Source organism: Pantoea conspicua, from assembly GCF_002095315.1.
GTDB lineage: Bacteria > Pseudomonadota > Gammaproteobacteria > Enterobacterales > Enterobacteriaceae > Pantoea > Pantoea conspicua.
Genome location: NZ_MLFN01000036.1, coordinates 1 through 12,333 on the forward strand (window position 1 = coordinate 1; position 12,333 = coordinate 12,333).

A 12,333-nucleotide genomic window follows, 5' to 3' on the forward strand; every position below is an offset into this window, starting at 1 on the left:
TCAGTTCATTGAAGGAGGCGCTGGTTAATGCCACGCCGTTAAAGGTCTGTTCGCTCTCGACCCCAAGCAACCAGCCTGCGCAATGGAGCGTTTCCGGCAGCATCTGCAGCTGGTCCGGCGTCACGGTCATCACCTGAGTGGGTTGCAGATTCAGCGTATGCAGCACGTCGCGCATCAGCGGTTCGTGCAGGCCGGGCGGTGTGTCAGCCACGATAATCAGCTGCGTGTCCGGCGCCAGCGTGACCGCAATTTCGCCCTGAAGCACGCGCGGGCGGCGCAGCTGGTACTGCGTAATTCCCATTTGCTGTAAAAGCCAGTCGCGCCTGGACGTCATGGTGTTACCTGTTCTGCTGCCTGAATGCGACGCTATGCTAGCAAACCCATCGAACATGCGCCAACAAACCACTATAATCGCCGCTCAGATCTTACAGGAGCCCTACATGTCTGCTTTTACCCCGGCCAGCGAAGTCATTCTGCGCCACAGTGATGAATTTACCGCCCGCCACGTTTTGTTTGCTGGCGATCTGCAGGATGACCTGCCCGCTCAGCTGGAGACCGCCTCTTCGCGCGTTCATACCCAGCAATATCATCACTGGCAAAACCTGAGCCACCGCATGGGCGAACAGGCGCGTTATGGACTGGTTGCGCAGGCGGAGGATGTGCAGGGCTGCGATACGCTGGTCTATTTCTGGACCAAGAACAAACCCGAAGTGCAGTTCCAGCTGCAGAACCTGCTGTCGCTGCTGCCGGTGGGCTGCGATCTCTTTGTGGTGGGTGAAAACCGCAGCGGCGTGCGCAGCGCTGAAGGGATGCTGGAAGAGTGGGTCACGCTGGAGAAGATCGACAGCGCACGCCGCTGTGGCCTTTACCACGGTCGCCTCGACAAACAGCCTGAGTTTGATGCCAGCACCTTTGGTCATACTTATCAGCTCAACGATCTGACCATTCATACTCTGCCTGGCGTCTTCAGCCGTGACGGTCTGGATAGCGGCAGTGCGCTGTTGCTGTCGACCTTTACCGCACATACCAAAGGTAAAGTGCTGGATATCGGTTGCGGTGCGGGTGTGCTTGCCGCGTCGCTGCCGGCGCGTTCGCCAAAAGTGCGTCTGTGGCTGTGCGACGTCCACGCCGCGGCGATTGAAGCGAGTAAAGCGACGCTGGCTGCCAACGGACTGGAAGGCGAAGTGTTCGCCAGCAATGTCTTCTCTGATGTGACCGGTCGCTTCGACATGATCATCTCAAATCCGCCGTTCCATGAAGGCACCCAGACCAGTCTGGATGCAGCACAAACGCTGATTCGCGGCGCGGTGAAGCACCTCAACACCGGCGGCGAACTGCGTATCGTGGCTAACACCTTCCTGCCCTATCCACAGGTGCTGGATGAAGCGTTCGGCAGCCATGAAGTCATCGCACAAACCGGTCGCTTTAAAGTGTATCGCGCCGTCTATGGTCGCGGAGCTAAAACGCGCTAAGGGCTTTTCCCGCCGTTAACCGCGTTGCCGGGCTGAAAACGTCGTTTTTTGCAGCGATCGTTTCAGCCCGACGAAATAGTTGTTGACGCAAAGAGTAAAATCTCTAGAATGCGCCTCCGTGGTTGTAACATTCTCAGGATGTTACGGGTATGCGAAGGTGGCGGAATTGGTAGACGCGCTAGCTTCAGGTGTTAGTGTCTTAACGGACGTGAGGGTTCAAGTCCCTCTCTTCGCACCAAAATCACAAGTTTCATATCGCGAGCACTGCGCGAAGGTGGCGGAATTGGTAGACGCGCTAGCTTCAGGTGTTAGTGTCTTAACGGACGTGAGGGTTCAAGTCCCTCTCTTCGCACCATTGCGGTGATATGAACAGACAACACGATGCGAAGGTGGCGGAATTGGTAGACGCGCTAGCTTCAGGTGTTAGTGTCTTAACGGACGTGAGGGTTCAAGTCCCTCTCTTCGCACCAACGTTGTCATCTTCCTGCTGTAATCCTGTTCTGTCCATCCTGCACTCATTTTATCTCGCGGTTTCCTGCACTCAATTCAGATGAAAATTCACCGATACCGCCGCCAGTCCGCCCGCTAATGCCAGGCATGATGGCAGCAGCAGATAGTGGCGTAAGCGCTGATTAAACAGCATCACAATCGTCATCAGTAGCGCAACAATCATCACCAGCCGCCACTGACTGAAGCTCGGCCCCCACAAGGCAAATAATGGCATGGCGGCACACGGCAGCAGCACGCCCCAGGCACTGTCCAGTTTCTTCCCCATCACCCAGCTAAATCCCCACAGGCCGCAGGCGGCAATGATAGCCATCCCCATGATCCACACCTCAAATGATAAGCATTCCCATTATCATATGACACTTTTGTGCCTTATGCAGCCTGTTTTCGTCAGGTCCGGTCCGGAAGATGACAGACCAGTTGGAAAATGCTAGATTGCGGCCGATAACACTTTTAATAACAGCAATAATTTGCTCACTGTCCGGTAAAACTTTTGCCGACTTGCGCTTTGATATTTCAGGGCCGTAACGAGTATTTATAATGAAATTACACACTTATGAAGAGCTGAAACACAGCAAATATCGACTTTCGCTCATGCTTTTGTTGTTCCTTAACGCTGTTATCTCGCTATTTTGCCTGACGCCGATAAAGCAGAATGAAATGACGTTACCGGTAATATTGATTGCCATCTTTAGCAGCGTCATTTTATGCCTTTGCTTAATTCGCCCTAAAGTACAATTACCGCTATTAAATCCGGTCGCGTTTATACTGGGCGCACTATGGGCCTGGCACATTAACTATCGCTTTAATCAGATCTTTTATTTTGATGGCGGTTTTCTGATTATCAGTTTGCTCAGCGTCTTTTTTATCAGCGCCATTGCCCTCAGCGATCATCTGCTGGCATTTTGCCTGCATATCACGCCGCCGGTGTTAACCGTGTTGCTGCTGGATAAGGGTGAACATCTGCCGCTGATCCTGCTCAACATCGCGTTGCCGCTGATTGGTTTCTCGCTCCAGCATCTGATGCGCCGCCGTGTCGATAACTTCACCCTGCGCCTGATGCACCAGTTGTATCAGGAGAAAGAAGCCTTTAGCGACCTCAGTATGCTCGATCCACTTACCGGCTTGTATAATCGCCGCGGGTTGAAAAACCGGCTCGACAATATTCTGGAAAACCATGCGGGCAGTCATTATGTGCTGCTGCTGGATATCGATCATTTCAAAGCCTACAACGACAATTATGGTCATGCGATGGGCGACCAGGCGCTGGCGCGGGTCTCTGTAGCGATTCGTGATGCGGTGCGTTCGCGTGATGTGGTGACCCGCTATGGTGGCGAAGAGTTTCTGGTATTAATGACCAACGTTAACAGTTCTATTGCGATGAAACTGGCGGAGCGTATTCGTCAGTATGTAGTTGATTTAGAAATCCCTCATCGCTTTAACGAAAAAGTATCAACCCATGTCACTATCAGCGCCGGTATTGCGCCTATTTACGATAATGAATTTGACCAGGCGGTGGCGAATGCGGACCGCGCATTATATGTGGCAAAAAATCAGGGAAGAAATACGATTCTGGCCTGGGAAGATTTACCTAAAGCTCAACATCTGCCATCCACTGAACGGGCGTAATAGTTTGCACCTGAGCCGACTATTATCGTGTCGGCGCAGCGCCCTGCCATTTTTCATTCTATTAGTTCTTATTCCTGACTTAATTTTTACAGATTGTGATCGGCCGTCGTGTGCTGTTGTTTTGCACAGCTTGTAGAGTCAATCAATAACGATTATCATTTGCTTTCTTATCTCCCTTTTTCGCGACCCGATATGGCAACCGTAACCGCACAGGAAAATCGCTTTAGCACGCAGTCGATGATCTTCCGGCAAAACGATCGTCCTCTGGCGGAAAGTTTGCAGCAGCGGCTACTGCAGCAGCCCGACTACCTGCAGCAGTCGATTAAGCTCGATCAGCCTGCCCCACCCGATTGCCTGACGCTCGCCGAATGGTCACAAACCGCCGCCTTCACCTCACTGATTCAGCGTTACAGCGACTCTCTCTATCGCGATCATCCTGATGCCGTGCGGGAAGCAAAACCGGTGCTGTCACTGTGGGCACAGTGGTATTTTGGCCTGTTACTGCCGCCGCTGATGATGGCCTTACTGCAGGAGTCGCGCGCACTCGACTGCTCACCCGGGCAGGTCCGGGTTGAGTTTCAGCAGGGTCATCCCGCCGCGTTCTGGATTGCGGTGCAGGAGGATGACGATGCGCACTATCTCAATGGGCAGCAGCGTCTCGATCGGCTGATTCAGCAGCATCTTATTCCGGTCGTCAATAGCATCACCCGCCACGGCGACATCAATGCCAGACTAATCTGGAACAACATGGGTTTCTCGTTCCAGTGGTTCCTCGGTGAGCTGAAAAGTCAGATTGGCGAACAGCAGGTGGCGCAGCTGGAACAGGCGCTGTTCTTCAACCAGCGGCTGCTGGATGGCAGTGATAATCCGCTCTACCGCACCATGATCCCCCGCAACGGCGAACTGGTCCGTCGCAGCTGCTGCCAGCGTTATCGCATTCCCGATGTGGCGCAGTGTGGCAACTGCACATTAAGCAGCAGCTGATCGCGACGCATTCTGTCACTGAATCTCCGCTAATCCCGTTTACAGGCCCGAAAGCTTGTGGCAATTTCTACGCCTTCGATCAGCCTGGAGAAAAAGATGAGCCTGGAGTCAGTACGCCAGTTCTTTGCCGAACATGCCCCTGAAATAGAAATTATTGAGTTGGCCGAAAGTACCGCGACGGTTGAACTGGCCGCCCGTGCCCACGGCGTCACACCGGGTCAGATCGCCAAGACCCTGTCGTTAAAGGTGAAAGATGAAGTGGTGCTAATCGTGACCCGTGGTGACGCCCGGCTGGATAACCGCAAACTGAAAGCGGCGCTGGGCGCAAAAGCGCGGATGCTCAGCGTCGATGAGGTGATTAACTGGACCGGCCATCCGGTCGGTGGCGTCTGCCCGTTCGGGCTGGAAAATCCGCTGACCGTTTATTGCGATGTGTCGCTGCGCAATTTTGACGAGGTGCTGCCCGCAGCAGGCGCCATCCATAGCGCCGTGCGTATCAGCCCGCAACAGATAGCCGATCTGACTGCCGCCCGATGGGTCGACGTCTGCGAGGCGCGTTAATCGGGCTGTCGGGCCACCGCGCCGGAAATTTCGATGCCGCGTGTTTCACGGCCGAACGCCACTAACAGGCAGATCAGCACCGCCACCGTACCCGCCACCATCGCCATGCCGAGTCCATAATTGCCGCCGTGTGCTTCTGCAATGCGCGATTGCAGTGTGGCGTTGACGGAGGCAATCAGATTCCCCAGCTGATAAACAAAGCCAGGCAACACGGCGCGCGCGTTAGCCGGTACCAGCTCGGTCAGGTAGGTCGGCACCACGCCCCACGCGCCCTGCACCATAAACTGCATCAGAAAAGCGCCGATGCCTATCGCCCATGAGCCACTGGAAAAAGCCCACAGCGGCAAAATCGGCAGCGTCAGCAGTGACGCCAGCATAATCGCCTTTTTGCGTCCGATGCGCTCCGACAGTGAACCAAAGCAGATGCCGCCCAGCATCGCCGCGATGTTATAACTGATAGCGATAAGGCTGACGGTATGGGCATCAAACTGGTGCTGCACTTTGAGAAACGTAGGATAGAGATCCTGGGTGCCGTGACTAAAAAAGTTAAAGCAGGCCATCAGCAGCACCATATAAAGACAGATTCGCCAGTGCTGCCGGATAATGGGCATCAGCGCTGGGCTGGTTTTACTTTGCCGTGCCGCCAGCCAGACCGGCGATTCCGGCACCTTAAAGTAGATAAACGGCAGCAGCAGAATCGGCACCGCGCCAATCAGGAACATTCCCCGCCAGCCAACGGAAGCGAAGAACAGGCCAAAGACGATCGACGCCAGCAGATAGCCACAGGGATAACCCGCCTGGAAAATACCGGACATCAGCCCGCGAGAGCGATCCGGAATGGTCTCCATCGCCAGTGAGGAGGCCACGCCCCAGATACCGCCCATCGCCACGCCGTAGATCACCCGGAATGCCAGAAACGCGCCAAAGGTGGGTGACCAGGCGGAGAGCAGTTCAAACAGCGAAAACAGCACGATATTCAGCATCAGAATTGGCTTGCGCCCATAGCGCTCAGCCAGACGACCAAACAGCAGCGCCCCGATCGGCCGTACCGCCAGGGTCAGCATAATCGCCAGCGAAACTTCCGAAACCGACGTATGAAAATAGCGCGCCAGATCGCTGAGCACAAAAACCAGAATGAAAAAGTCGAAAGCATCCAGCGTCCAGCTGGCAAAACTGGCAAAGGCCACGTTTCGCTGGGTTGGGGTCCAGTTAAGCATGTCACTATCCTGTCTGAGCGGCTTCGGCACAGTGGCCGGAAAGGGGTGAGCGCAACCCACAGCATGGTTGCGAATTTGTTAACCACTTGTATATATCATGTCAGAAAGGTTAGCGTGCTACGCAATTGTCAGCCGCTGCTTCAGGCTGTAAATAAGCGTGTCAGAAAGGGGAGTAGCGAAGAGTCGGGGCGGATTTCGCCCCGGTTTTTCAGGCTGTCAGGCGATGAAAAGCCTGTTCGATGATCGATAACAGCTGCGTGTTATCAACGCGATGCAGCACATGAACTAACGCACCACAGTTCGCCGGGATGCCGGTCGTCACGCGCAGCGGCTGACGATAACGCCAGCTTTTCCCGCGCGTCGGTCCGGCCCGTAGTTCGATATCGACCCGGTAATCGATGCCGGATGCCACCCGCTGATTCAGCAGCCAGGCGATGACCAGCGCATCATGAATCCAGCAGCCGGCCAGATGACGGGTCTGTATCGAATAGTCGATCCACGGCCGCAGCGTGTCGCGCACAAAGTGGGTCAGCGGATGATCAACCGCGGTCAGGCGGGTCAAATCCTGCTGAGTCAGCAAGGTCTGGGTCGTGACATCCATCGGCACCAGCGTCAGCGTCGCGCCGCTGTGCAACACCTGATGCGCCGCTTCCGGATCCAGACCAAAGTTGGTGTCTTTGATGTAATCATCCAGTGCGAATACCCCGCCCATGATCACAATCTCCGCCACCGATTCCGCCATCGCCGGATAACGCTGCATCGCCAGCGCCACATTGGTCAGCGGACCAATCGCCACCAGCGTAATCTCGCCCGGATTGTCGCAAATCAGTTTACCGATGGCGTCAGCCGCCTCACCCGCATCCGCCGGTAAATCGGCCGGCTGAGGCACATCCTGCCACAGCGCGCGGAGACCAGACGCGTTAACCCGTTCATCCAGCACCTCACGCCACGGCGCCGGATCTTCCTGTAAGGCCTGCGGCGCGCCCTGAACTACCGGAATGGCCAATCCCAGCCGGGTGAGCAAATCTTTGGCGACTCGCGTCCCCACCTCGCAGGGCGTATTACCCGCCACGGTCGTGATCAACTCCAGCGACAGTGCAGGAGAGGCCAGAGCCAGCGCAATTGCCAGCCCGTCATCGGTGTTAGCACCGGCGATGCCGTTGCCCGGATCGCAGTCAATAATGATTCTTTTCATGGATTTGTCAGGTTAACTCTGGCTTTGCGGCTTACAGCCGCAGGATTCACCGATTTCAAGATAGTGTGGAAACTCTTCCAGCTGTGCTTTGTCATGCTCCTCTTTCAGCATACGGATAGCGCAACGCGCCATCTCACGCAGCGGCTGACGCACAGTGGTTAATGTCGGAACGTGAAAAGCGGCGTGTTCAGTGCCATTGAAACAGACCAGCGCCACCTCCTGCGGGACGCGGATCTGATGTTCCGAGAAGGCGCGCAGCGCGCCAATGGCCTGACCTTCATTACTGGTAAACAGCGCACGCGGTACGCAACGGCGTGCAATCATGGTCTGAGCCGCGGCGTAACCGCCCTGACGGCTATAGCTGGCCGGAAAGATCAGTGATTCATCAATCGGCAGGCCGCGATCCCGCATCGCGTCACGCCAGCCCTGAATACGATCCTGCGCATTGAGCATCTCTGTCGGGCCGCTGATCATTCCCACCTGCTGATAACCGTGGCTCAACAGGTGTGACGTCACCTGCCAGGCAGCCTGACGCTCATTGACCCGCAGCATACTGACGCCCGGCTGCGGCTCTACCCGTTCCAGCATCACCAGCGGCGTACCGCTGGCTTTGATCATCTCAATGTAGGGATGGCGATCAACACTGTTATAAAACAGCCCATCCACCTGTCGGTTCAGCAACCCCTGAATCAACTCCAGCTCGCGCTTGCGGTCGTCGCCCGCATCGCCCAGCAGCATCACATGACCGTGATTCAGTGACTCCTGTAACAGCACGTGGGCCATCGAAGCCACAAACGGGTTGCTGATATTGGGAACCACCAGACCAAAGGTTTTGGTATTCCCGGAGGCCAGCGCGCGCGCTGCGGCATTGGGCCGGTATCCGGTCGCCTGAATCGCAGCCAGCACCCGCTGACGTGTCGCATCGGCAACCGGACGTGGACCGTTATTAATCACATAACTGACCACCGCCACCGAGGTGCCTGCCGCTTTCGCGACCTCACTGCGGGTGACTTTTCCTGTTAACGACTTAGCCACATCCCTTTCCTCCATAAACAAAGCAGGCCGTATTACACGGCCTGCTGCACTTTTTTGTCCCGGCTATATCGCATCATCGGGCAGATTGAGATCCCGCCCTCGCGTCTCCGGGGCCACAAAGGTGGTGAAGAACCCGATGGCGGCCATCGCCGAGAAGTAGACCGCAATCGGCCACCAGTGGCCGCTGTAGGAGAGCATCGCCGCCGCGACAAGCGGCGCCGTACCACCAGAGAGAATCGAACCCAGCTCTTTGGCAAACGCCATTTTCGTGTAGCGATGATGGACACCGAACATCTCTACGCCCCACGCCGCCTGCACGCCATAAATACCCAGTGACGCCAGCGCCATCCCCACCACAATGACCGGAATGATCAATGCCGGTTCGCGGCTATCCAGCAGCGTAAAGGCAGGCCAGGCATAGACCATCAGCAGCAGGCAGAACACGCGGTAGACCACCCGGCGGCCAAAACGGTCCGATAGCCAGCCCGCACAGGGGATAATGATAAAGCCTAGCAGCGACGCCAGAAAAACGGCGGTGGTCGGCACTGATTTATCCACCATCAACACTTTAGCGACGTAGCCAACAATGAATCCCTGCGCCAGATAAGAAGGGCCATTTTCGCCGATACGCAGGCCGACCATGGTCCAGAAGGCGCGGGTGCGCTGAAAGAAAGGACGCGAGTCAACCGCGGGCTGGGTTGCCATCATGCCCGCACGCTCCGCCGCCATCTGCGCTTTTTTACGCTCAAAGACTGGCGTTTCACGCAGGTTACGTCGAATCCACAGTGCGACCAGCGCAATCAGGGCGCTGCTGAGAAACGGGATACGCCAGCCCCACTCCAGCAGGCTTTGCTGATCCATCTGCACCACCACCAGCCAGACCAGCGAGGCCAGCAGCGTCCCGCTGTTAGACCCGAGCGCAATGACCGACGAAACCAGGCCGCGGCGTTCAACCGGCGCATATTCGCCCAGCATTACCGTACCGCCAGAGAGTTCGGCTCCCGCACCAAAGCCCTGAGTGAAGCGCAGCAGCACCAGACAGGCAGGTGCCCAGACGCCAATCGACGCATAGCTGGGGATTAAACCGATAAAGGTGGTGGAGACACCCATCAGGATGATAGTGGCAATCATCACCACTTTGCGCCCTTTGCGGTCACCGAGCCAGCCGAAGAACAGAGCTCCAATCGGTCGGGCAATAAAGCCGACTGACCAGGTGGCGAAGCTGGAGAGCAGCGCCATGGCCGGGGTCGATTCCGGGAAGAAAACGTCACCAAAAATAATGCCGGCGGCAAGGCCGTAGAGCGCGAAATCCGCGTACTCCATCGCCGTGCCTAACCAGCATGAGAAAGTGGCGCGCCAGAAATCTTTGCGGCCTGAGGGGGTATTAAACCGCTCGTCGGCGGCTGAAGTGGAAGGCAGTGATGCCTGCTGCTTAACGGTGCTGTGTGCCGTCATAACCCGGTCCCTGTATGAGTATGCAGATCGAAAAACGCCCGTCCATGGGTCGGTTCCCTGATTGTTAGCGGAACATCCCAACGGCGACGTTCGGTTGACTAACCATGATGAAAGGTTAAGGGATTCCCTGGTGTTGGAATCGTTCTCCTCGCTCGTTTTCGCCGATCTTTTTTGACCGGTCGCTTTAATGGAGCGAATGTAACTTCACAATCAATGGTGCCTGCCGTGCATCGTGCACCGTGAGCAATCACTGGGGACGTAGTGTATCTACGCGCGTAGATAAATCAATAGATCTTCAGGTAACGCGTTAGATAAATTTCATTATTACATTGCGTCACCAGCGATTTTTATCACCAATTCAGCCTGTTACACGACTTCTCCTGCACAAAAAAAATACACTGCACTCTGTAAATTAGCATTTTCTCTTATCATTAAGCTAAATCGATAAGCGATACCTTTCATCGCGATCTGTTATCGCACAGCGCTGTTACCCCCTTATGACAGCCTGAGCATTCTCCTAAAAAAGAGGCGGGGATTGGCAAACGCAGGCAATGCTTTACCCTGAGGTGAAGAGAGGAAAGGAGGGTTATGACGATTATTTTAATGCGGCACGGTAAGCCAGACCACCCGCCTGGCCCCCGGCACAACGTGCAGGCGCTGGCGGAGTGGTGCGAAGCCTACGATCTGTCACAGGTCAGCGACGGTCCACCGCCGCGTAGCCTCTCCATTGCGCGTCAGGCAACGGTAGTGGTTTGCAGCCCGTTGCCCCGTGCCCGCTCATCACTGAGCCAGCTCGGTTTGCAACCGCATGAGGTCGATGCGCTATTCAGTGAGGTCGCGGTACCGCTGTTACCTGGCAGTCAGCTCCAGTTACCGACGCTGCTCTGGCTGGCGCTGCTGCGGGTATTGTGGCTGTGCGGCTATGCCGGTCAGTCGGAATCGCTGCGGCACGCACGCCATCGCGCCTCGCTGGCCGCCGATCGCTTAATAGAACATGCCCGACAGGGAACAGTGCTGCTGCTGGGGCACGGCATCATGAATAAAATGATCGCCCGCGAGCTGCGCAAACGCGGCTGGCAGGCGGAAAAACATGCCAGCAGCCGTCACTGGAGCTCGGCGATTTATCATCGGCCGTTTATCTGATCGCGCGAAAAGTAGCTTAACACTTCACAACCGGTCCCCACCCGCGGCGTGGCAATCACCTTCCGCTGTGCCAGATCAATCACGCTTAGCGTGCCATCGCCCTGATTAGCGATCAGCAACAGCTGCTTGTCAGGGCTGAAGCAGCCATCCATCGGCGTGTTGCCGACCGCAATATCGCCGAGCGGATTCAGCAGGTCGTCAAACAGGGTAATGACCGGCTCCCCCTCACCTATCGCTACCAACAGCTCGCCATCGGCGCTGAACCGCACCACCTGACATGCACGCTGATGACCCGGCAGCGCCAGTCGCTGACGAATCCGGTGACTCTGCCGATCAATAACGTAGAGCAGCGGCGCATCGGCGGCACTCGCCACCAGGTAAGGATGTTTGGGTGACGCGGCGATACCGGCAATCGGCCCTGGCAGCAGAATAGTATCGATGATCCGCCCTTCCGCTTCGCACAGATCGACCACCGTGATGGTCGCGTCCTCTTCGTTATCAGTAAATAACTTGCGACCGCTGGGTGACAGCGTCAGGCGATGCGCATTATGGGAAGGGATCGGAATCACTTTTTCCAGCTGGTCAGTGATCGGATCGATCACCGCCACCGCGGCACTCTCCTCACAGCAGAGATAAACTTTGCCGTCGCGGCCCAGCTGACCACTGTGCGGCGCCCGCAGCGGCGACAGGTCAATGAAGCCGCTAATCTCCCGCCGCTGTAAATCAATAATCGCCACTTTATGACCCGGATGCGGATTGTTACCGTGAACGCCATCGCCATAAATCGGCACATAGGCTTTGCCCCATGCCGTTAACATCACCAGTTCGTGCGGCCGCGGCGGAAAGGCGTTAAGTTCCCGCTGCACCGCAAATGTCTCCGGGTTAAGAAACAGGACGCGGTTACCCTGTTTGTCCACCGCCAGTAAACCGTGAGATTCACTCTGCATGCGCACTCCTTTCTCAGTAAGACCTTCTTAAGCGTAGACAATCGTCGACGCACGACACGATGTTAGCGATTGATGAGCGGAGCTAACGCGGCCATTTAAGCGCAATCCGGCAGCGGCAAGGCAACCTGGCCACGGCACAGGCTATTCCTCTGCGGCGTGATTCAGAATTTCCTTATAAAGCGATTAAA

The 12,333-nt window shown here is 56.1% G+C and carries 12 protein-coding genes and 3 tRNA genes; 8 read left to right on the plus strand and 7 right to left on the minus strand.

The annotated features are described in order from the left end of the window. A partial coding sequence (locus HA41_RS12940) for a DNA polymerase III subunit psi (protein WP_094121166.1) occupies positions 1 to 334 on the minus strand: 334 nt, incomplete at its 3' end. A 106-nt stretch (positions 335 to 440) separates the two neighbouring features. Between HA41_RS12940 and rsmC the strand changes: the two genes are divergently transcribed. The 4 genes from rsmC to HA41_RS12960 all read left to right on the plus strand — a co-directional run bounded on the left by rsmC (position 441) and on the right by HA41_RS12960 (position 1,942). Then, positions 441 to 1,472, plus strand: coding sequence for a 16S rRNA (guanine(1207)-N(2))-methyltransferase RsmC (gene rsmC, locus HA41_RS12945; RefSeq protein WP_094121130.1), 1,032 nt, complete (start codon positions 441 to 443; stop codon positions 1,470 to 1,472). A gap of 151 nt (positions 1,473 to 1,623) precedes the next feature. Further along, positions 1,624 to 1,710, plus strand: a tRNA-Leu gene (locus tag HA41_RS12950). 30 nt (positions 1,711 to 1,740) lie between these two features. Next, a tRNA-Leu gene (locus HA41_RS12955) sits at positions 1,741 to 1,827 on the plus strand. A gap of 28 nt (positions 1,828 to 1,855) precedes the next feature. After that, positions 1,856 to 1,942, plus strand: a tRNA-Leu gene (locus HA41_RS12960). A gap of 71 nt (positions 1,943 to 2,013) precedes the next feature. Here HA41_RS12960 and HA41_RS12965 read toward each other — a convergent pair. Next, positions 2,014 to 2,298 carry a DUF1435 domain-containing protein gene (locus HA41_RS12965; protein WP_094121131.1) on the minus strand — a complete coding sequence of 95 codons (285 nt, stop codon included), beginning with the start codon at positions 2,296 to 2,298 and terminating at the stop codon, positions 2,014 to 2,016. Between the two features lie 221 nt (positions 2,299 to 2,519). On the opposite strand from HA41_RS12965, the gene HA41_RS12970 reads away from it, so the two are divergent. From HA41_RS12970 to HA41_RS12980, 3 genes are all read left to right on the plus strand, one after another. Further along, entirely contained in the window at positions 2,520 to 3,608 is a 1,089-nt protein-coding gene (locus tag HA41_RS12970) for a GGDEF domain-containing protein (protein ID WP_094121132.1), read from the plus strand. Between the two features lie 192 nt (positions 3,609 to 3,800). After that, complete coding sequence (gene fhuF, locus HA41_RS12975) at positions 3,801 to 4,592, plus strand: siderophore-iron reductase FhuF (RefSeq protein WP_094121133.1); 792 nt, start codon at positions 3,801 to 3,803, stop codon at positions 4,590 to 4,592. Positions 4,593 to 4,688: 96 nt separating this feature from the next. Then, positions 4,689 to 5,153: a YbaK/EbsC family protein gene (locus HA41_RS12980; RefSeq protein ID WP_094121134.1), complete on the plus strand. Its 465-nt coding sequence runs from the start codon at positions 4,689 to 4,691 to the stop codon at positions 5,151 to 5,153. Here HA41_RS12980 and HA41_RS12985 read toward each other — a convergent pair. From HA41_RS12985 to HA41_RS13000, 4 genes are all read right to left on the minus strand, one after another. Then, positions 5,150 to 6,370, minus strand: a complete 1,221-nt coding sequence (locus tag HA41_RS12985; RefSeq protein WP_094121135.1) for an MFS transporter — start codon at positions 6,368 to 6,370, stop codon at positions 5,150 to 5,152. The two genes, HA41_RS12980 and HA41_RS12985, sit on opposite strands and share 4 nt — an antisense overlap. Positions 6,371 to 6,578: 208 nt before the next feature. Further along, complete coding sequence (locus HA41_RS12990; RefSeq protein ID WP_094121136.1) at positions 6,579 to 7,565, minus strand: nucleoside hydrolase; 987 nt, start codon at positions 7,563 to 7,565, stop codon at positions 6,579 to 6,581. A gap of 12 nt (positions 7,566 to 7,577) precedes the next feature. Next, complete coding sequence (locus HA41_RS12995) at positions 7,578 to 8,600, minus strand: LacI family DNA-binding transcriptional regulator (RefSeq protein ID WP_094121137.1); 1,023 nt, start codon at positions 8,598 to 8,600, stop codon at positions 7,578 to 7,580. A gap of 63 nt (positions 8,601 to 8,663) precedes the next feature. Next, positions 8,664 to 10,055 (minus strand): MFS transporter, encoded by a 1,392-nt coding sequence (locus HA41_RS13000; RefSeq protein ID WP_094121138.1) that lies wholly within the window; start codon positions 10,053 to 10,055, stop codon positions 8,664 to 8,666. Between the two features lie 588 nt (positions 10,056 to 10,643). Here HA41_RS13000 and HA41_RS13005 point away from each other — a divergent pair. Then, positions 10,644 to 11,198, plus strand: a complete 555-nt coding sequence (locus HA41_RS13005; RefSeq protein ID WP_094121139.1) for a histidine phosphatase family protein — start codon at positions 10,644 to 10,646, stop codon at positions 11,196 to 11,198. On the opposite strand, the gene HA41_RS13010 is transcribed toward HA41_RS13005, so the two are convergent. Next, positions 11,180 to 12,145 (minus strand): beta-propeller fold lactonase family protein, encoded by a 966-nt coding sequence (locus HA41_RS13010; RefSeq protein WP_094121140.1) that lies wholly within the window; start codon positions 12,143 to 12,145, stop codon positions 11,180 to 11,182. The two genes, HA41_RS13005 and HA41_RS13010, sit on opposite strands and share 19 nt — an antisense overlap. Between the last annotated feature and the right edge of the window lie 188 nt (positions 12,146 to 12,333).